The following is an 18729-nucleotide window of genomic DNA, read 5'->3' on the forward strand; positions in this document are numbered from 1 at the left end:
TTTCCTCCCTGTTACAACGATTTATTCCACTTCGGTTTTCATATATCCCATCGCGTGACTTGCCGCGCGGTCATGGCGGGCGATATAGCGATAAAAGCCGCCTGCCAGAAATGCTCCAATGAACCAGCTGAAATTCGCCACCTGATGCAGGCTCGGTGTAAAGCTGATGACCAGGCCAATCAGTACAGCAGGAACCAGTGCGGCGATAGCTTTCGGGTTGAACCCGTTGCGGTACCAGTAACGGCCGGAAGGCGTGGCATTGAACAGCGCATCGACATCCATCTGACCGCGTTTGATCAGGTAGTAATCCACCAGCAAAATACCGAACAGTGGCCCGATAAACGCCCCGAGAACGTCGAGCGTATAGTGGATAAGCTCCGGTGACTGGAACAGGTTCCACGGCGTCAGCAGAACAGAACCGACGGCGGCGATCATCCCGCCGGTGCGGAAACTGATTTTCTGCGGTGAGCAGTTGGAAAAGTCGAATGCCGGTGACACGAAGTTCGCGACAATATTGATACCAATTGTCGCGATGATCATGGTCAGCAGGCCGAGCGCGACCGCGACGCTGTTACCTACGCGGCTGACCGTTTCAATCGGGTCAGTGATCATCTGGCCGAACAGGGATTGTGTACCGGATACAATCACCACAGTCACAATCGAGAACAGCAGGAAGTTAAACGGCAGGCCCCAGCGGTTACCGCTACGGATTTCACCCATGCTTTTGGCGTAACGTGAGAAGTCACCGAAATTCAGCAGCGGACCGGAGAAGTAAGAGACAACCAGCGCCGTGGCGGTCAGCATTTCCCAGCCTTGCTGGCCGATGGTCAGCGTTTTGGTCGACAGCGTGAAAGAGATATTGCTCAGCCCGGTTTTATACAAAATCCACCCGGCCAGCATCAGCATCACGACATACACCGCCGGGCCTGCCACGTCGATGAAACGCTTGATTGCGCTCATGCCGTGCCAGAACACCATCGCCTGTAATACCCACATGATGCCGAAACAGATCCAGCCCAGCGCAGAAAGACCCAGCCAGTGCGGCACGGTCAGCGGCATCAGGGACGGGAAGAATTTCAGCAACACCAGCATCAGCGCGCTGGCCGCCAGATACGTCTGAATGCCATACCACGCAAATGCGATCAGCCCGCGGATCACCGCCGGAATGTTAGCGCCAAATACGCCAAATGCCTGACGGCAAATTACCGCATAAGGCACGCCCGCCTGCTGGCTCGGCTTCGCCACCAGGTTCGCGCAAACCTGCACGATACAAATTCCGCACAGCAAACACAGCAAAACTTGCCAACTGGTCAGGCCGAGCGTGAAGAAACTCGCCGCGACCACATAGCCACCCATACTGTGCACATCCGACATCCAGAAAGAAAATATGTTGTACCAGCTCCAGTTTTGGTCACGAGTGGGCGCTAAATCATCGTTACACAGCCGCGGGCTGTAATAAGATTTGATGATCCCGGCGCTCTGTTCAGAAGACGCCGTGGCGGAGGTGATTTCCTGATTTGGCATAAATCGTGCTCCTGTCATTAACAACATGTAAAAGTCGCAAGCCGGTGTCCGGCTGCCCAAAGGTGAAAAGCAGTCACAGAAGCACTGCACAAATCAGGCCATATTTCATTTTTGTATACAAAGAATAATTTTCATGTATACGATTAAACTATCGAACGGTATACGGAGTAACGGCAATGACCAGTTGGAGCGGGCTGAATACGGCCTATTTTACCGAGGATAAGGACGACCATATTTACAACGCGCTGGTGAAATCTATTGTGGAACACCAGCTTTTACCGGGCAGTAAATTGCCGGAAGAAGCGCTGGCTGACGCATTTTCTGTCAGCCGGACGGGCATCCGGCGCGTGTTGCAGCGCCTTGCTGCAGTGCAACTGGTCACGTTATTGCCCAAACGTGGTGCGCACGTCACCACGCCGGACGCAGAAGAATCCCGCGACGTTTTCGCCACCCGAAAAATTCTTGAATGCGCCAACCTGCCGCTGGTGATCGCGCATTGTCAGTCCACACACCTGGTGGCGCTGAAAAAAATCCTGCAGGAAGAAAAGCGCGCTCATGAAGAACGTAACGGTCCGGCGGCTATCCGCCTTTCTGCTGCATTTCACGTTCAGCTTCAGGCGATTTCCGGTAACAAAGTGCTGACCGAATCGGTCTCTCAGCTCACGCTGCGTTCTTCTCTGGCGATTGCTGCCTGGGGCGCGCCGTGGCAGCAGGGCTGCCGTTGCAATGATCATGACGATCTGCTTGAACTGATGAAAAAGCGGGATGTTGCGGGCCTGACGGAAAGCATGTCGCATCACTTCGACAGCATCGTGTCCAGCCTGCGTTTTGAGCAAAATAAAGGACAGGTGCCTGATTTTGCGAATATCTTTTCATCTCATCTTCTGGTCGCCGGAAAGGAGCCAGAGTGATGGTAAAACCGCTTTGTATACAACTGATCAACCCAAACACCAGCCTGGCGATGACGGAAGTGATGGCGCAAACCGCACGCTCTGTCGCCGCCGTGGATACGCAAATCGTGGCGGTTTGTCCGCAGGAAGGTGCGCCTTCCATTGAAGGGCATTTTGACGAGGCGATTGCCACGCTGGGCGTTTTACAGCAGGTGAAAGCCGGGCGTGAAGCCGGCGTCGACGGCCATATCATTGCCTGTTTTGGCGATCCGGGTTTGCTGGCTGCGCGTGAGCTGGCGCGTGCCCCGGTCATCGGCATTGCGGAAGCGGCCATGCATCTGGCCACGATGCTGGCGACGCGTTTCTCCATCGTCACTACTTTGCCAAGAACCCTCACCATCGCCCGCCATTTACTTCATCAGTACGGTTTCGAGCGTCATTGCGCGGCGCTGCACGCGATTGATCTTCCGGTACTTGCGCTTGAAGACGGCAGCGGGCTGGCGCAGCAGAAAGTGCGTGAACAATGTATCGCCGCGAAAAAATCCGATGGCAGCGGGGCGATTGTACTGGGCTGCGGCGGCATGGCTGACCTGGCGCATGAGCTGACGCTGGAGCTGAATATTCCGGTGATCGACGGCGTCAGCGCCGCGGTCAAAATGATCGAGTCACTGGCCGCACTTCGCCTGACCACCAGTAAACACGGTGATTTGGATTATCCGCTGGAAAAACCTTTGTCTGGCCGCTTTGCCGGGCTGAATCTGAGAGATAACCATGTCTGAATTCGATAACGGTTTTACTGAAAATTACCCGCGCGACCTGATTGGCTACGCAGGACGCCCGCCACATGCAAACTGGCCGGGCAACGCCCGGATCGCGGTGCAGTTCGTCCTCAACTTTGAAGAGGGCGCGGAGAATAACGTCCTGCACGGCGACGCCGGTTCGGAGCAATTTTTGTCGGATATTATCGGCGCAGCCAGTTTCCCTGACCGTCATATGTCAATGGATTCGCTCTATGAATACGGCTCACGCGCCGGTTTCTGGCGGATCCACAATGAGTTCCAGAAGCGCGGCCTGCCGCTCACCGTTTTCGGTGTCGCGATGGCGCTGGCGCGTAACCCGGAAATCGTCAGCGCCATCAAAGCAGCGGATTACGACGTTGTCAGCCACGGCTGGCGCTGGATCCACTATCAGAACATGAGCAAAGCCGAAGAGGCGGAGCACATGGCAAAAGCCATCACCGTGCTGCGCGACCTGTTCGGTAAAGCGCCACTTGGCTGGTACACCGGACGCGACAGCCCGAACACCCGCCAGCTGGTCGCCGAATCCGGTGGTTTCCAGTACGACAGCGATTATTACGGCGATGACTTACCTTTCTGGACACCGGTCAGGTTGGAAAACGGCGAAATTAAACAGCATCTGGTGATCCCGTATACGTTGGAAACCAACGACATGCGGTTTGCCTCGCCGCAGGGTTTTAACACCGGTGAACAGTTTTACACCTACCTGAAAGACACGTTCGACGTATTGTATGAAGAGGGCGAAACCTCCCCGAAAATGATGTCGATCGGGATGCATTGTCGGATATTGGGGCGTCCCGGACGCTTTCGGGCATTGCAGCGATTTCTCGATTATATCGAGTCTCATGACAGGGTGTGGGTGTGTAAACGGCAGGAGATTGCGGATCATTGGGCGCTGATGCATCCGGCGAAAGAATAAGGTCAAAAGCGTGGGCTCACCGCCCACGCACTCCGTTCAGCAGGCTTTTTGACTGCGCCTTTATTGGCCTTTACCTTTATTGTTCGCATTAACTGGAAGACATCGCGCAGGAAATAAATGTAACGAATGCAAAACGTAGATTAGTGAGATTTCTTTATTTTTATTGTTTATATTTCCCCTGAGTTAACAGTTTCCAGATTGACGTAACGTAATATCGTTACCTGCCCCGGTAATGATTTTTATATCGCGGGTCAGTTATATTGGCAGCGTTGAAGAATGGATGTTTTTTTATTAAGGAAGATTTATGACGTCAACACTCAGTTCATTTGATGCCTTCCCCTTTCGGGAACACAGAATGATTAAGCGAAGCGCTAATAATAGCGGAGGTGGCGCTATGACAGGAAATCTGGAAAAGCGGGTAGGGAACCTGGAAAGCGAAGTGACGAAAATGGCAATCGATGTGGCTGTCATCAAATCCAACTACGCAACCCGCGCAGACATTGAAAACTTACGGGCAGAAATGAAAGGAGAGATCAGCGATTGTCGCTACGAACTCTCGAATGATATTAAAAATGTACACAATGATCTTATGCGAATGATCTACAGCACCCGCGATGAACTCAATCTCAAAATCGATAAAATGGGGGATAAATTCTCAAGCGAAATAAAAGAACTAAAATCGACGCTGCTTTGGAAAGTGGGTGTTCCGTTCTGTACTTTTATGCTGGCAGGAATGACCGGTCTTATTTTTACACTTCTAAAACTGTTCGCTGAAATATCCATGAAATTACCCTGAATGCGAATTAAAGAAGGTGAGTGAAAGATTGATAGAATGACCCGCACATCATGACCATTTCAAACCTTACGATGTTTAAGATCCCACCCAGGCGCGCTCAAAATCTTGCTGAGTGAGAGGTTCCAGACCTGGGGCTGGAATCCCGAAACGAAGGCACCGCGCAGCGGCAAGATTTGCGCCTCCCACCGTGGTGACAGAACATGTCCGTCGACCCGGCGACAGCGCGGAGTAAAAAAGACGCGGAGATTCAAAAGAGGGCTCGTCTTAGCCCTCTTTTGTCGGTTTCGGCGCGAGTCACTGAGTGATCACCGCCCGTGAGAAACCGAAATGTTCACCTTTCAATTCTTAAAGAACCGTTTCCTCAGCTTTCCAAAGCTGAACCGCCCATGATTCGGTCAAATCATCAAACTCACATGCGCTGCCACAATCTTCCACCCGCTCGCCATCTTCACCCACGTCTGCTGCTGGCGACCCATCCGGTCAGTTCCGTCGCGGCGGAACTCAGTGCTCGCCACCGCCATATCATCCCCGAAGGTGGTGATCGTCGTGTTAACCAGTTCGCGATCCAGCCCCTGAGAAGGGCGCGCAGCGCGGAAAGCGCGGATGGCGTCGATGCCATAAAGATTTTCACCCGCACCGAAACGGACAGTGCGCGGGTCATGCCAGAACAGTTCGTTGAGTACTGCCGTATCGTTGGTAATCAGCGCCTGTTCGTAGCGATAAAATGCCGCATTCATTTCGGCGAGGATCGCCGGGCGGTCGATATGTTCAGTTTTCATGTTTTACTCTCTTAACTTCACCCTGGAAAACGGTGGCCGGAATAATCAAACCGGCACCACCGGAGAACTGCTGACATTCACAATGCCCTGCTGCTCCAGCGCCCAGGCAGCGCGAAGGCAGAGGTCTTCCCGCCATGGCGGCGCAATCAGTTGCAGCCCGATGGGCAGACCGCTTGCGGTGGTCACCGGAACTGTCACAACCGGCAGGCCAAGGAACGAAATCGGCTGCGTCAGCATGCCCATATTGGCGCGCGTTGGCAGGTTCTGACCATTGATATGAATGGTCTCCTGGCCGATGACCGTGGCCGGGCACGGCGTGGCAGGCGCAATCAAGATGTCCCAATGTTCGAATAAGGGCAAGATTTGTTGCTGAAATTGGTGACGAAAACGCTGCGCCTGCACATACCACGCTGCCGGGATCATGGCACCGGCCAGCAAACGCTCGCGTGAAAGCGGTTCGAACTGTTCGGGGATGCTGCGCAGTTTTGGCAGGTACTGATTTCCCCCTTCGCAAGCGCTGATGATAAACGCGGCGGAGCGCGCCAGCTCAGCCTGAGGCATCTCAATTTCTTCCTGAGCCTCAAGCGCACGGGCAATCTGCAAAACCGCCGCTTTGGCGTTGTCATCGCTCCAGGTTGAGAAATAGCCGCCCAGGATCGCAGTACGAAGACCTTCCTGACCGCGATTTAGCCGGGAAAAGGTTTCGGTAGCGGGTTTGTCGGCCTGAAAATGATCCAGCGGATCCGTGCCCTGAATTGCGTCATAAACCTGCGAGAGATCTTCGCTGCACCGCGCCATCGGGCCGAGGTGATCCAGACTGGCGACAAACTGCTGGCTGCCGCGACGGGAAATGCGCCCGAAGGTCGGTTTCAGGCCGAGAATGCCGCTCAAAGAAGCCGGAACACGGATCGAACCGTTAGTGTCGCTGCCCAATGTGAAATGCACCAGACCGGCGGCCACGGCCGCCGCCGATCCGCCGGACGAGCCACCGGCAACCCGCGACAGGTCGCGCGGGTTGCGGGTTGCGCCGTAATGACTGTTTTCAGTGGTAAAACCGTAGGCGTAGGCATCCATATTCAGCATGCCGGAAAGTGTCGCGCCCTGTGCGGCGAGACGTGAAACGGCCCAGGCATCCTGACGCGCAGCGGCGTTACTGCTGTTCAGGCTGGCACCGGCCAGCGTGACTTCACCGGCGACGTCCAGCAGGTTTTTCACCGCATAAGGGATCCCGGCCAGCGGCGGCAATTTCACGCCGCTGGCGCGGGTATTATCGACTTTCGCCGCTTCGCTTAACATGCGTTCGCGGGTGATGTGCGTATAGGCGTTGATGACCGGATTCGCCTGTTCAACCGCATCCAGCGTGGAGGTTGCGATTTCCGTGGCAGAAATTTCGCCCTGCGTAATCGCCTGATGTAGCCGCGTAATCGTGAAGCTATCAAACGATTTCATGCTCTGTACACTCCGGCGATTTCCAGGCGAGGGTCGAGCGGTAAATCCATCAGCGGTTGCGCCATCTGCGCAATGCGGCCGAACTGCACCAGCAATTCCTGACGGCGTTCATCGTTGAGTTCCAGTGCCAGAACGGCTTCCATCTGGCTGATGTAAACGGCCCAGTCGGTGACCGCAGGGGGTTTTTTCATGTTCAGTTCCTCAGTTTAAAAACCGGCCGCGCTGCCGTTGCTGCGCGGGTCGGAAGCGCCTTCAAACATGCCGTTGGTGTGGCGCACAATGGCGCCCGCATGACCGACGGCTTCGCTGAAATCGGGTAACAGTTCGACGTCATGACCGCGCTGACGCAGCCCGGCCAGCGTCTGATATCCGAAGCGGCCTTCCAGTTTCAGGGAATCAGAGCTCTCGCCCCAGGTTCTGCCCAGCAGCCAGCGCGGGCCGCTGATCGCCTGTTGAAGCGACTGTCCCTGCACGACGTGGCGGATAAATACCGCCGCCTGCGTTTGCGGCTGACCGTCGCCGCCCATTGAGCCGTAAACCATCGTGCGACCATCGTATAAGCGTGCCGCCGCCGGGTTCAGTGTGTGGAAAGGTTGTTTGCCCGGCGCGAGAGCCAGCAGATGATCGGCGTCGAGGCTGAAAGACGCGCCCCGGTTTTGCCATAAAACGCCGCTGCCCGGCAGCACCACGCCACTGCCGAACTCGTGATAGATGCTCTGAATGAACGATACCGCCAGCCCGCTGCTGTCCATCACGCCCATCCAGACGGTATCGCCGGGGCCTTTGCCTTTGCCCCATTCGGCTGCGCTGTGAGGTTTGATGCGGGTCGCGAGGGCATCGAGATACTGCGGATCCAGCAGGCTCTGAGCGTCCTGCGTCATCATCCGCGGATCGGTGATGAAACGATCGCGCAGGCCGAAGGCCAGTTTGGTGGCTTCAACCACGCTGTGAATGGTGGCGCTTTCATCCATGGTTTCCAGCGGCAAACGGTCGGTCAGGCCGAGGATCGCCAGTGAAACCAGCCCCTGTGTCGGCGGCGTCAGGTTATAGATTTCGCCTTTGCTGTGTTTGAGCCGTAATGGCACGCGGCGCTGGGGCTGATAAGCGGCAAGGTCGGCGCGCGTCAGCGGCATACCGAGTTTTTCCATGTCCGCCGCCATATTATCGGCCAGCTTGCCACGGTAAAAACTGTTCAGCCCGTCTTCGCAAAGAATCGATAACGTGTTCGCCAGCTGCGGCTGGGTGAAACGATTTCCGGCGCGCGGGACATCGCCGTTCGGTAAAAAGACGTCTGTAAAGGAACGGATGTCTTTCAGTTCGTGCTGCTTGGCGCGGGTCGCGGCTTCCTGCGAGGCCGTTACGGGAATGCCGTCTGCGGCGTAACGGATGGCATCGCGCAGCAGTCGGGAAAGGGGTTTTTGCTCGCCGCCAAATTCAGCCGAAACTTTCAGTGCTTCGTGCCAGCCGCCCACCGTTCCCGCGACGGTCAGCGCGGCTTTCGGGCCACGGTGCGGAATGTGACTTTCACCGGCGTAGAAATCCAGGGAGGCCAGAGAACCGGCGGCTCCGCTGGCGTCGATGGCGACCGGATTGCCCTGCGGCGGCACAATCAGCCAGAAGCCGTCTCCGCCCAGCCCGTTCATGTGTGGATAAACCACGGCAATCGTTGCAGCGGCGGCCACCATCGCTTCGATGGCGTTACCGCCTTCGCGCAAAACGGCAAGCGCACTCTGGCTGGCCAGATGATGAGGGGTAACCGCCATACCGAGCGGCGCGCTGTTACTGTTAATCATGCGATGTCCTTTTGACAACTCTGTTTTTTATACTGCCCGGCCTGCAGGGACAGGGGCGCGATGTCATTAAGTTAAGCAAAACGTGTTCCACATCGGCAGGATCTCACCGCATCCGCGGATAAATTCGCTTGCATTGGCAAGCATAGTGCATGGTATGTTCCGCTGATTCACTGAAACTTACGTTACAAGGGTCGGACATGAAACAGATTGATGAGCGTCTGCGTGATCATTACGCCGAACTGACGCCGCAGGAACAGCGGGTGGCGGATTTCATTTTCGCCAGCATCGATGACCTGATGAGTTACAACAGCGCCGAGCTGGCGCGGCTTAGCGGCGTGTCGAAAGCCACGGTGAGCCGTCTGTTTAAGCGTCTGGGTTACCCGAGTTACCGCGATATGCGCGACGAAATGCGCACGCTGCGTCAGAGCGGAATGCCGCTGACCGACAGCCGCGATGCGGTGCAAGGTAACACCTTGTTATCGCGGCACTATAAGCAGGAAATGGCCAATCTGACGCAGTGGATTAACCACATCGACGGCGCAGCGTTTAGCGAGCTGATCGTGGCACTCAGCCAGGCGCGGCAGGTTCGTCTGCTGGGCTTTCGCAACAGTTATCCGGTAGCCCTGCACCTGCGTCAGCAACTGATTCAGGTGCGTTCCGGCGTGATGATGATGCCGCAGCCGGGGCAGACGCTGGCGGAAGAGCTGGTCGACCTGACCACTCAGGATGTGGTGATTTTTGTGGCGTTCCGCCGCAGGCCGCGTATGGCGAAAGCTATTCTTACGCAATTACAGACACTTGGCGTGCCGGTGCTTCTGATTTGCGAACCGCAGGCGCAAACGCTGATCCCGCTGGCAGCGTGGCATCTGGCGGCACCGCTCGACAGCGTGTCAGCGTTTGACAGCTATTCTTCTGCGATGAGTCTGGCGAATTTGCTGAGCAATGCGTTGCTGCACGATCTGCTGGCGTCGGGCCGTCAGAGAATTCATCAGATAAGCGATTTGTACAACGAACTCGACGAACTCGAACAACGCTGATTCCCGTTTTACGAACAAAACAGGCGCTTTTTTGGTGCCTGCGCACCTGTAAGGTGCAATAAACTTTTGCCAGCTTCGTTATTTTGCCCTGCTTCAGGGCGAAAAATGTCTCCTGATTTTTCTGTCTGTCTGCGTAATTCCTTGTCATACCGTGACTTTGCGCACATTTACTTCGCGCGAACGGTTTTGGCACATTCGTTGCAAAGTTCACATTATAAGAATCTATCGTTCCAAAAACATTTCACCGGAGATAATCTATGAACATGAACAAACGGCTGTTGGCGTGGGCAGGTGCTGCAATGCTGGTGCTTCAGGCATCCGGCGCAATGGCCGATCAGTTGCAGGATATTCAGAAACGCGGCGTGCTGCGCGTGGCGGTTCCTCAGGATTTCCCGCCATTTGGTTCGGTGAGCAAGGATTTGCAGCCGGAAGGTTATGACATCGATATGGCGCATTATCTGGCCGATAAGATGAAACTTAAGTTGCAACTGGTGCCGGTGACCAGCGCCAACCGCGTGCCTTACCTGCAAACGGACAAAGTGGATCTGGTGATTTCCAGCCTCGGTAAAAACGCTGAGCGCGAAAAGGTCATTGATTTCAGTCACGCTTACGCGCCGTTCTTCCTCGGTGTGTTTGGCGCGAAGGGCGACAAACTGGCGGATCTGAAAGAACTGTCCGGCAAAACCATCGGCGTGACCCGTGGCGCGGTAGAAGATCTGGCGCTGACCGATGTGGCGCCAAAAGACGCCAAAATTCAGCGTTATGAAGACAACAACACCACGCTGTCGGCGTACCTCTCCGGTCAGGTGGAATACATTGCGACCGGGAATCTGGTGGTCGCTGCGATTGCCCGCATGAACCCGGAGAAAGCACCGGTTTCCAAAGTGATGCTGAAAGATTCGCCGTGCTACGTCGGCCTGCGTAAGGACGAACCGGCGCTGAAAGACAAAGTGAATGAACTGATTGCCGAAGGTATCAAGGATAAGACGCTGAATTCGCTGTCTGAAAAATGGATGAAGGCGCCGCTGCCTGCATCTGTTGGCGCGTAATCAGCTGACTGACGGAGAACTTTCATGACCTATCAGCTTAACTTTAGCGCGCTGTGGCCTTATATGCCGGAACTGCTGGCCGGCTTATGGACCACCATTGAGCTGACGGTGATGGCAACGATTGGCGGCGTCGCGATCGGTATTTGCGGCGCGGCCATTCGCTGCGGTAATCACAAAACCCTGCGGACGGTCTGGGGCGTGTATGTCGAAGCCATCCGCAATACGCCGTTTGTCGTGCAGTTGTTTTTCATCGTGTTTGGCCTGCCGGCGATCGGTCTGAAAATGACTGCCGGAGAAGCAGCGCTGCTGGCGATGCTGATTAACCTCGGCGCGTACAGCACCGAAATTATCCGCGCGGGGATTCAGGTGACGCCGAAAGGCCAGTGGGAAGCGGGGCGTGTGCTGGGGCTGAGCCGCAGCCAGACCTTTCTGCGCGTTGTGCTGCCGCCGTCGCTGAAACGCATTTATCCGTCGCTGGTCAGCCAGTGCATTATCGTGATGCTCGGGTCTTCCGTGGTCTCGCAGGTGTCCTATGAAGAACTGACGTTCGCCGCCAACCTGATTCAGTCGCGCACGTTCCTCAGTTTTGAAGTCTATCTGGTCACTACGCTGTTCTATTTATTGCTGTCCGTCGTGATGCGTCAGTTACTGCTGCTGGCCGGACGCCGCTTCTTTGGGAGTGCAAGCTGATGATGACCTTCACGGACTGGGACATTGTGCGCAACTTGCTGCTGGCGGCGCGCTGGACGGTGCTGCTTTCGCTGACGGCGTTTATCGGCGGTACGCTGGTGACGCTGCCGCTGTTGCTGATGCGTCTGACTAAACGTCGCTGGCCGGCGCGCTTTGTGCGCCTGTATTCAGAATTATTCCAGGGGACGCCACTGCTGATGCAGCTGTTTCTGGCGTTCTTCGGCCTTGGTCTGTTTGGCATTAACGTCAGCCCGTGGACCGCGGCGGCTCTGGCGCTGACGCTCTACACCAGCGCGTATCTGGTGGATATCTGGAGCGGCAGTATTGCGGCGCTGCCAAAAGGCCAGTGGGAAGCCTCGCGCTGCCTCGGCCTGAATTTTGGCCAGACGTTATGGCGCGTAATCACCCCGCAGGCGTTGCGGATTGCGATTGCGCCGACCGTGGGCTTTTCCGTTCAGGTGGTCAAAGGTACGGCGCTGGCGTCCATTATCGGTTTTGTCGAACTGACCAAAGCCGGGACGATGCTCAACAACGTCACGTTTGAGCCGTTCAAAGTGTTCGGATTAGTGGCGCTGGGCTACTTCCTGATGTGCTATCCGCTGTCGCGTTACAGTCAGCATTTAGAAAAATCGTTGCGTGGAGAGAAACAGTAATGCCACTGATCACCATCAATCAGGTTCAGAAATTTTACGGCCAGAACCATGTGCTGAAAGGCGTGGATCTGGACATCGACAGCGGCGAAGTGATCTCCATCATTGGCCGCAGCGGTTCCGGCAAAAGTACGCTTTTGCGCTGCATGAACGGGCTGGAAGGCTATCAGGATGGCAGCATCAAGCTTGGTGGCATGACCATCACCGACCGCGATTCTCAGGCGCGTGATATCAGCCGCTCAGTGGGGATGGTCTTCCAGAGTTTCAATCTTTTTCCGCACATGACCGCGCTGGAAAACGTCATGTTAGCGCCGCGTCGCGTGCTGAAAAAATCCGCGGCGGAGTGCCGTGAACTGGCCGCGCAGATGCTGGCGAAAGTCGGGCTGGCGGATCGCATGGATTATTACCCGTCGAACCTTTCCGGCGGCCAGCAGCAACGTGTGGCGATTGCCCGTGCGCTGGCGATGAACCCGAAAGTGTTGCTGTGCGACGAAATCACTTCCGCGCTGGATCCCGAACTGGTCGGTGAAGTCCTGAAAGTACTGGAGCAACTGGCGAAAGAAGGTATGACGCTGGTGCTGGTGACGCACGAAATGAATTTTGCCCGCGAAGTGGGCGACCGCGTAGTGTTTATGCATCAGGGCACCGTGTGGGAACAGGGCGAAAGCCGCGCGCTGTTTGCCAATCCGCAAACTCCTGAACTGAAACAATTTATCGCATCCGTTCGTGGCTTAAACGAAGCCACCGCAAGTTAACATTTTCAAGGATTCACTATGTCAGGCATCCAAACACTCGGACAAATCAACCCGCCAAGCCGTCTGCTGATGGGGCCGGGGCCAATCAACGCCGATCCGCGCGTGCTGCGGGCGATGGCGAGTCAGCTGGTCGGGCAATATGACCCGGTGATGACCGGCTACATGAACGAAGTGATGGCGCTTTACCGTGCGCTGTACAAAACCGAAAACCAGTGGACGTTCCTGATCGACGGCACCTCGCGCGCCGGTATCGAAGCCGTGCTGCTTTCCGGTATCCGTCCGGGTGACAAAGTGCTGGTGCCGGTGTTTGGCCGTTTCGGGCATTTACTGTGTGAAATCGCCCGCCGTTGCCGCGCCGAAGTACATACCCTTGAAGTGCCGTGGGGAGAAGTGTTTGACCCGCAGCAAATCGAAGACGCCATTAAATCGGTGAAACCGCGCTGGTTACTGACCGTGCAGGGCGATACGTCCACCACCATGTTGCAGCCGCTGGAGCCCCTGGGTGAAATCTGCCGCCGTCACGGTGTGCTGTTCTATTGCGATACCACGGCGTCGCTGGGCGGTAACCCGATGGAAACCGATGCCTGGGGTCTGGACGCGGTTTCAACCGGTTTGCAAAAATGCCTCGGTGGCCCCTCCGGCAGTTCGCCGGTCACCATCAGCCCGCGTTTTGAAGAACAAATTCGCCGCCGTAAATGTGTCGAGCAAGGGATCCGCACCGCCGATCACGCTGACGGCGACGAAGAGATGATCTATTCCAACTATTTCGATCTGGGCATGATCATGGATTACTGGGGCCCGGAACGTCTGAATCACCACACGGAAGCCACCAGCATGCTGTTCGCCGCGCGCGAATGTGCGCGCGTTATCCTCGAAGAAGGGCTCGATAACAGCATCGCCCGCCATAAATTGCACGGTGGCGCGCTGCTGGCGGGGATCCAGGGCATGGGGCTGGACGTCTTTGGCGATCTGGATCACCGCATGAATAACGTGCTTGGCGTGGTGATCCCACAGGGGATCCACGGTGAGCAGGTGCGTCAGATCATGCTCAATGATTTCAGCATTGAAATCGGCACCTCGTTTGGCCCGCTGGCCGGGAAAATCTGGCGTATTGGCACGATGGGCTACAACGCGCGTAAAGACTGCGTATTGCAGACGCTGGTGGCGCTGGAGGCGGTGCTGAACCGTCTGGGTTTTGCGTCGAAATACGGCGCGGGCGCGCAGGCCGCCTGGGATCATTACGCAGGAGGTCAGTAATGGCAGAAGCCTTTACGCTGGCTGCGGTTTCACAAAGCGCTGCGCGTGCAGCCGGACGGGTAATGGCGCGCTGTGACACACTGGCGGGCATCAGCGAAACGCCGGGTCAGCTGACCCGCGTGTATCTTTCCACTGAACATTTACAGGCCAACCGTCAGGTGGGTGAATGGATGGCGGAAGCCGGAATGCGCGTCTGGCAGGACAGCGTCGGCAATATCTGCGGGCGTTACGAAGGGCAAGATCCTTCCGCGCCTGCGCTGTTGCTCGGTTCGCATCTCGACAGCGTGCGCAATGCGGGACGCTACGACGGCCCGCTGGGCGTGCTGACGGCGCTGGAAGTGGTTTCGCATCTGCATCAGAACGGGATCCGCCTGCCGATGGCCGTGGAGATTGTCGGGTTCTGCGATGAGGAAGGCACACGTTTTGGCATCACCTTACTGGGCAGCCGTGGCCTGACCGGCACCTGGCCTGCTGACTGGCTGGACCGTCAGGACGCGCAGGGAATAACTGTCGCGCAGGCGATGGAAAATGTCGGGCTCAGCCCGCTGGCGATCGGCGCGTCGCAGCGTGCGGTCAGCGATTTTTGCGCGTATCTGGAATTGCACATCGAGCAGGGGCCGTGTCTGCAAACGGCTCATGTTCCGCTCGGCGTTGTCACCGCGATCAACGGCGCGCGCCGCCTGAACTGCGAATTTACCGGTCATGCCGGTCACGCCGGAACCGTGCCGATGGGGCAACGTCAGGACGCCCTGACCGCTGCCGCCGAATGGACGCTGGCGATTGAAACCCTCACTACCACCACCGGACGCAATCTGGTGGCCACCGTCGGCACGCTGGAATGTTTGCCGGGCGCGGTAAATGTCATTCCGGGGCAGGTGAAACTGTCCCTCGACGTGCGCGGGCCGCACGATGACGATGTAAGCTCGCTGCTGAAAGTCTTGCTGGCGCAAGGCCATGAAATCGCCGCACGTCGCGGCCTGACGTTTGCCGCCGAGCAGTTTTACGGCATCAGCGCGACGGAGTGCGACGAAAGTTTGCAGCATCGCCTGAGTCAGAGCGTTTTGCATTTGCAGGGGCAGGCGATGTCGTTGCCCAGCGGCGCCGGGCACGACGCGATTGCGATGGCCGAATGCTGGCCGGTCGGTATGCTGTTTGTGCGCTGCAAGGACGGTATCAGTCATCATCCCGATGAATCCGTTACTGCCGGCGATGTGGCGTATGCGGTGCAGGCGTATATCAATACGGTACTGAGTTTCGACGGAGGTCATCTGTGACACTGGAGGAATTTAATGCGCTGTCTGCGTTCGACGCCGTCGCGCTGCTCCGCCCGCTGGTGAATATTCCCGGCTGGGCTAAAAAAGTCAGTGACGGCCGCCCGTATTTCTCGCTGGAACAGGCGCTGCAAAGCGCGGAAGCCGCCTGCGAAAGCTGGCAGCCGGAAGACGTCTGGCAGGCGCTGTCGGCGCATCCGCGTATCGGCGAACGGGCAAACGGCAGCGGCAAAGAAGCGCAGCTTTCACGGGGCGAACAGGCGACGCTCAATATCAGCCAGCAGGCGATTATTGAAGCGCTGCATGACGGGAATCAGCGCTACGAACAACGCTTCGGGCGGGTTTTTCTGATCCGTGCCAAAGGCCGCCGTTCAGAAGAAATTCTCGAAAACCTGCAACGGCGTTTGCAGAATACGCCGGAAGCCGAATATCAGGAAACCGCGCAGCAGCTCCAGGAAATCACACTGTTGCGCTTTAAGGAGAGTTTGCAATCATGACATCTGTTTCTAAAACGAAAGTCACCACGCATATTCTGGATACGTCGCTCGGCCAGCCTGCGGCTGACGTGCGCGTCTGGCTCGAAAAACTCGACGGGCAGAAAATCACGCTGATTGCCGAAACCCAAACCGATGCCGATGGCCGCGCGGCAAAACTCACGCCGGAGCCGGTGCCCTCCGGCCATTACCGGCTATGTGCCGATATCGGCGCGTATTTTGCCGCGACAAACCGCGCAACCCTCTATCACTCGGCGATTATCGATGTCGTGATTTCCGGCGAGCAGGATCACTATCATCTGCCTTTGTTGATCAGCCCGTATTCTTATTCGACATACAGAGGCAGCTGATTTTCAACGTCATTCATCCCATGGATAAATGTGGATGACGCAGCCGCACGCTTTTGGTCAGCGCAGAATGGCTGACCTCGCGGTCGCGGTTGCTCAGGCGGACTTGTTGCAGAAATGCCATCAGCAGCGGGTTTGGCCGCTCGCGGCGCGACATCAGCTCCGGTTGTCCCTGAACGCCGATAAAGAACGGGTGATTGTTGAGTTCGATAACCTGCGCCCGTTCTCCGCTTTCATCCGTGCCTGATATTTTCAGCCCGGCACTTTCCAGCTCTGCCAGCAGATGCGGATTCAGACAGCGGCGCTGGTTATAACGCAGCGTAAATTCTTCGCCCATCTTGTTCGCCAGCAACGTGCCACTGCGGCACAGCACCGGATGGTTGCCCAGCCTTTGCTGCTCATGACGGCTGAGCGGCAAACTGGTTTGCAGTCTGTTGAGGCTCGACGGCCCGTGCATCACCACGCGTTCCTGCCCGAGTACGCGCTGCCCGAGCGCCATCGCCATCTGGTGCATACCCTGATTAATTCCCAGCAGCGGCGTCTGGTTTTCCAGCGCCCAGACGACGCTCGCCAGAGTACTGACGGGGTGATCGCCGGACGTCAGCGTGGTGCCCGGCAAAATAATGCCGTCAACGTCATATAACGTGGAATCGAGCTGACTGCCGGTCAGCGAAGGCGTCACCCAGACAACGTCAATGTTCATTGCCAGTGCATCGGCGGCATCTCCCAGTGCAGCGAGCATCGCCGGATAGCTGTCGCGCTGCTCACAAAAGTCGCCGACCATGGCCACGCGCAGGGTCTTTCCGGCGCGCATTACCGGCTGTGAAACCGAGCCGAGCGCCCAGCGGCCAAACGCATCGCGTCCCCAGCCGTTGCTGCGGATTTTGCCGGTATCGCCGTCTTCGAGCTGAAATTTATCCTGATTGCGGACCACGCTTAATGACTCAACGCCGATGCCGTGTCCGGCAATTTTAGCGGCCAGTACCGGGGATAACGGTTCGCGCAGCGGCACCACGATATCTTCCTTAAGTGCCCGATAAATCAGTGATTCCAGCCCGGACTCTTCGCCCGCACCGCGCCCGGTCAGGCGTTCCAGCCAGACCAGTCCGCTGGTCAGCGCATGGCCCTGCGCCGTGACGTGCTGGCGGGCATTCGGATAATGTTTTGCATCATGACTGACGGGAAAGTGACACAGCGGCAAAGCGCGCAATTCAGCAAGTATCGCTGCCATCGCGCCGTACAACGCAGGTTCGGGCGTGGAGTGTGCAATAAAGGTGATGGTCATCAGGTATCCTCTGTCAGATGTTTTTGCGGGGGTATTGAATGCAAGAAGCGATCCACCCGGAGTGGCGTTTACATGCTTTGACAAAAAGGGCGCGGTCCGTCGCAAAGGCGAGTTTTAGCCGCCACGGACTACTACAAAACGTCGCGCTGTTTAGACCATAACGCGCTAATGTAGCGCCGGTTGTTCTAACCCCCATTCATTAAGGAAGCATCATGTCAGCATCTCTGTATGGCAGTACGGCGGCACAGTTTGTGCGTGGTTTGAAGAATCTTTCTGCGCTGCTGGAAAAAGGCGCGGCGTGGGCGCAGGAAAACGGAAAATCTGAAGAAGAAGTGCTGAATACCCGTCTGGCGGCGGACATGTATCCGCTGGCGCGCCAGGTGCAAATCACCAGCGATATGTCGAAAGGCGCAATCGCCCGTCTGGCCGGTGTTGCCGCTCCTGCGATGGAAGACAATGAAGTAACATTCGCTGACTTGCAGGAACGTATTGCGAAAACCCTGCGCTTTATCGAAAGCGTAAAACCGGAACAGCTGGAAGGCGATGAATCCCGTGAGATCGTGGTGAAAGGCAAAAATCACGAACTGAAATTTACCGCCCACAGCTACGTCACCACGTTTGCGGTACCGAACTTCTACTTCCACGTCACTACCGCCTACAACATCTTGCGCCATCTGGGCGTGAATATCGGCAAGTTCGATTTTATCGGGCAAATTTGAGTCCGGTTTTATTTAATTACCTGAATCGCTAATTAAATATCCGTCCTGAAATATATTAATTAGGCCGGGTATTTAAAATAAATATTCATCAAAATTATAACTAAATGAATTTCTCTCTAAATTAATTTAGATTTATAAAATAAACCCGGTGCCATTGCTGGCACAACACCTTCCATTTCTTTAATACAGATTTATTTGTCACGATGCAGTCTCTTTAATTCCGGTGTG

At 56.3% G+C, this 18729-nt stretch carries 20 protein-coding genes; 14 read left to right on the forward strand and 6 right to left on the reverse strand.

The window, feature by feature from the left end:
- Window positions 1–21: 21 nt before the first annotated feature.
- On the reverse strand, window positions 22–1524 hold the full coding sequence (locus tag ACM5QY_RS09250; protein WP_416120343.1) for an NCS1 family nucleobase:cation symporter-1: 1503 nt from the start codon (window positions 1522–1524) through the stop codon (window positions 22–24).
- A gap of 176 nt (window positions 1525–1700) precedes the next feature.
- On the opposite strand from ACM5QY_RS09250, the gene ACM5QY_RS09255 reads away from it, so the two are divergent.
- From ACM5QY_RS09255 to ACM5QY_RS09270, 4 genes are all read left to right on the forward strand, one after another.
- Window positions 1701–2435 (forward strand): GntR family transcriptional regulator, encoded by a 735-nt coding sequence (locus ACM5QY_RS09255; RefSeq protein ID WP_416120345.1) that lies wholly within the window; start codon window positions 1701–1703, stop codon window positions 2433–2435.
- A complete protein-coding gene (locus ACM5QY_RS09260) occupies window positions 2435–3193 on the forward strand; it encodes an aspartate/glutamate racemase family protein (RefSeq protein ID WP_416120347.1) in 759 nt (252 codons plus the stop codon). Before ACM5QY_RS09255 ends, ACM5QY_RS09260 begins: the two co-directional genes overlap by 1 nt.
- Complete coding sequence (puuE, locus tag ACM5QY_RS09265) at window positions 3186–4130, forward strand: allantoinase PuuE (protein WP_416120349.1); 945 nt, start codon at window positions 3186–3188, stop codon at window positions 4128–4130. The genes ACM5QY_RS09260 and puuE overlap by 8 nt, the downstream gene beginning before the upstream one ends.
- 304 nt (window positions 4131–4434) lie before the next feature.
- Window positions 4435–4926: a hypothetical protein gene (locus ACM5QY_RS09270; protein ID WP_416120351.1), complete on the forward strand. Its 492-nt coding sequence runs from the start codon at window positions 4435–4437 to the stop codon at window positions 4924–4926.
- Between the two features lie 395 nt (window positions 4927–5321).
- Here ACM5QY_RS09270 and hpxZ read toward each other — a convergent pair whose 3' ends face one another.
- From hpxZ to ACM5QY_RS09290, 4 genes are read right to left on the reverse strand one after another with little or no spacing between them, the layout of a single operon-like run.
- Window positions 5322–5705: an oxalurate catabolism protein HpxZ gene (hpxZ, locus tag ACM5QY_RS09275; protein ID WP_416120353.1), complete on the reverse strand. Its 384-nt coding sequence runs from the start codon at window positions 5703–5705 to the stop codon at window positions 5322–5324.
- 45 nt (window positions 5706–5750) lie between these two features.
- A complete protein-coding gene (locus ACM5QY_RS09280) occupies window positions 5751–7154 on the reverse strand; it encodes an AtzE family amidohydrolase (protein WP_416120355.1) in 1404 nt (467 codons plus the stop codon).
- Window positions 7151–7345 (reverse strand): oxalurate catabolism protein HpxX, encoded by a 195-nt coding sequence (gene hpxX, locus ACM5QY_RS09285; protein WP_416120357.1) that lies wholly within the window; start codon window positions 7343–7345, stop codon window positions 7151–7153. Before hpxX ends, ACM5QY_RS09280 begins: the two co-directional genes overlap by 4 nt.
- A gap of 15 nt (window positions 7346–7360) precedes the next feature.
- The gene (locus ACM5QY_RS09290) at window positions 7361–8947 is read right to left on the reverse strand and encodes a gamma-glutamyltransferase family protein (RefSeq protein ID WP_416120359.1); all 1587 of its coding nucleotides are present in this window, start codon (window positions 8945–8947) and stop codon (window positions 7361–7363) included.
- A gap of 197 nt (window positions 8948–9144) precedes the next feature.
- Here ACM5QY_RS09290 and ACM5QY_RS09295 point away from each other — a divergent pair, with 197 nt between their 5' ends.
- The 9 genes from ACM5QY_RS09295 to uraH all read left to right on the forward strand — a co-directional run bounded on the left by ACM5QY_RS09295 (window position 9145) and on the right by uraH (window position 16500).
- A complete protein-coding gene (locus ACM5QY_RS09295; protein WP_416120361.1) occupies window positions 9145–9984 on the forward strand; it encodes a MurR/RpiR family transcriptional regulator in 840 nt (279 codons plus the stop codon).
- Window positions 9985–10241: 257 nt separating this feature from the next.
- The gene (locus ACM5QY_RS09300; RefSeq protein WP_416120362.1) at window positions 10242–11033 is read left to right on the forward strand and encodes a transporter substrate-binding domain-containing protein; all 792 of its coding nucleotides are present in this window, start codon (window positions 10242–10244) and stop codon (window positions 11031–11033) included.
- A 24-nt stretch (window positions 11034–11057) separates the two neighbouring features.
- Entirely contained in the window at window positions 11058–11723 is a 666-nt protein-coding gene (locus ACM5QY_RS09305) for an amino acid ABC transporter permease (RefSeq protein WP_416120363.1), read from the forward strand.
- Window positions 11724–11725: 2 nt separating this feature from the next.
- On the forward strand, window positions 11726–12376 hold the full coding sequence (locus tag ACM5QY_RS09310; protein WP_416122856.1) for an amino acid ABC transporter permease: 651 nt from the start codon (window positions 11726–11728) through the stop codon (window positions 12374–12376).
- Complete coding sequence (locus ACM5QY_RS09315) at window positions 12376–13128, forward strand: amino acid ABC transporter ATP-binding protein (RefSeq protein ID WP_416120365.1); 753 nt, start codon at window positions 12376–12378, stop codon at window positions 13126–13128. Before ACM5QY_RS09310 ends, ACM5QY_RS09315 begins: the two co-directional genes overlap by 1 nt.
- Before the next feature lie 18 nt (window positions 13129–13146).
- Complete coding sequence (locus ACM5QY_RS09320) at window positions 13147–14385, forward strand: pyridoxal-phosphate-dependent aminotransferase family protein (protein ID WP_416120367.1); 1239 nt, start codon at window positions 13147–13149, stop codon at window positions 14383–14385.
- Window positions 14385–15659, forward strand: coding sequence for an allantoate amidohydrolase (gene hpxK, locus ACM5QY_RS09325; RefSeq protein ID WP_416120369.1), 1275 nt, complete (start codon window positions 14385–14387; stop codon window positions 15657–15659). The genes ACM5QY_RS09320 and hpxK overlap by 1 nt, the downstream gene beginning before the upstream one ends.
- Complete coding sequence (uraD, locus tag ACM5QY_RS09330) at window positions 15656–16153, forward strand: 2-oxo-4-hydroxy-4-carboxy-5-ureidoimidazoline decarboxylase (RefSeq protein WP_416120371.1); 498 nt, start codon at window positions 15656–15658, stop codon at window positions 16151–16153. The genes hpxK and uraD overlap by 4 nt, the downstream gene beginning before the upstream one ends.
- The gene (gene uraH / locus ACM5QY_RS09335; protein WP_416120373.1) at window positions 16150–16500 is read left to right on the forward strand and encodes a hydroxyisourate hydrolase; all 351 of its coding nucleotides are present in this window, start codon (window positions 16150–16152) and stop codon (window positions 16498–16500) included. Before uraD ends, uraH begins: the two co-directional genes overlap by 4 nt.
- A 13-nt stretch (window positions 16501–16513) precedes the next feature.
- On the opposite strand, the gene ACM5QY_RS09340 is transcribed toward uraH, so the two are convergent.
- Window positions 16514–17782 (reverse strand): glutamine amidotransferase-related protein, encoded by a 1269-nt coding sequence (locus tag ACM5QY_RS09340; protein WP_416120375.1) that lies wholly within the window; start codon window positions 17780–17782, stop codon window positions 16514–16516.
- A 212-nt stretch (window positions 17783–17994) separates the two neighbouring features.
- On the opposite strand from ACM5QY_RS09340, the gene ACM5QY_RS09345 reads away from it, so the two are divergent.
- On the forward strand, window positions 17995–18501 hold the full coding sequence (locus tag ACM5QY_RS09345) for a DUF1993 domain-containing protein (RefSeq protein WP_416120377.1): 507 nt from the start codon (window positions 17995–17997) through the stop codon (window positions 18499–18501).
- The last annotated feature ends 228 nt before the right edge of the window (window positions 18502–18729 follow it).

It is taken from the genome of Rahnella sp. PCH160, from assembly GCF_047784855.1.
Lineage (GTDB): Bacteria > Pseudomonadota > Gammaproteobacteria > Enterobacterales > Enterobacteriaceae > Rahnella.

Bases quoted from the DNA above. Each gene is read 5' to 3' on its own strand.
- ACM5QY_RS09250 (WP_416120343.1), bottom strand. From the start codon at position 1,524: ATGCCAAATCAGGAAATCACCTCCGCCACGGCGTCTTCTGAACAGAGC.
- ACM5QY_RS09255 (WP_416120345.1), top strand. From the start codon at position 1,701: ATGACCAGTTGGAGCGGGCTGAATACGGCCTATTTTACCGAGGATAAG.
- ACM5QY_RS09260 (WP_416120347.1), top strand. From the start codon at position 2,435: ATGGTAAAACCGCTTTGTATACAACTGATCAACCCAAACACCAGCCTG.
- puuE (WP_416120349.1), top strand. From the start codon at position 3,186: ATGTCTGAATTCGATAACGGTTTTACTGAAAATTACCCGCGCGACCTG.
- ACM5QY_RS09270 (WP_416120351.1), top strand. From the start codon at position 4,435: ATGACGTCAACACTCAGTTCATTTGATGCCTTCCCCTTTCGGGAACAC.
- hpxZ (WP_416120353.1), bottom strand. From the start codon at position 5,705: ATGAAAACTGAACATATCGACCGCCCGGCGATCCTCGCCGAAATGAAT.
- ACM5QY_RS09280 (WP_416120355.1), bottom strand. From the start codon at position 7,154: ATGAAATCGTTTGATAGCTTCACGATTACGCGGCTACATCAGGCGATT.
- hpxX (WP_416120357.1), bottom strand. From the start codon at position 7,345: ATGAAAAAACCCCCTGCGGTCACCGACTGGGCCGTTTACATCAGCCAG.
- ACM5QY_RS09290 (WP_416120359.1), bottom strand. From the start codon at position 8,947: ATGATTAACAGTAACAGCGCGCCGCTCGGTATGGCGGTTACCCCTCAT.
- ACM5QY_RS09295 (WP_416120361.1), top strand. From the start codon at position 9,145: ATGAAACAGATTGATGAGCGTCTGCGTGATCATTACGCCGAACTGACG.
- ACM5QY_RS09300 (WP_416120362.1), top strand. From the start codon at position 10,242: ATGAACATGAACAAACGGCTGTTGGCGTGGGCAGGTGCTGCAATGCTG.
- ACM5QY_RS09305 (WP_416120363.1), top strand. From the start codon at position 11,058: ATGACCTATCAGCTTAACTTTAGCGCGCTGTGGCCTTATATGCCGGAA.
- ACM5QY_RS09310 (WP_416122856.1), top strand. From the start codon at position 11,726: ATGACCTTCACGGACTGGGACATTGTGCGCAACTTGCTGCTGGCGGCG.
- ACM5QY_RS09315 (WP_416120365.1), top strand. From the start codon at position 12,376: ATGCCACTGATCACCATCAATCAGGTTCAGAAATTTTACGGCCAGAAC.
- ACM5QY_RS09320 (WP_416120367.1), top strand. From the start codon at position 13,147: ATGTCAGGCATCCAAACACTCGGACAAATCAACCCGCCAAGCCGTCTG.
- hpxK (WP_416120369.1), top strand. From the start codon at position 14,385: ATGGCAGAAGCCTTTACGCTGGCTGCGGTTTCACAAAGCGCTGCGCGT.
- uraH (WP_416120373.1), top strand. From the start codon at position 16,150: ATGACATCTGTTTCTAAAACGAAAGTCACCACGCATATTCTGGATACG.
- ACM5QY_RS09340 (WP_416120375.1), bottom strand. From the start codon at position 17,782: ATGACCATCACCTTTATTGCACACTCCACGCCCGAACCTGCGTTGTAC.
- ACM5QY_RS09345 (WP_416120377.1), top strand. From the start codon at position 17,995: ATGTCAGCATCTCTGTATGGCAGTACGGCGGCACAGTTTGTGCGTGGT.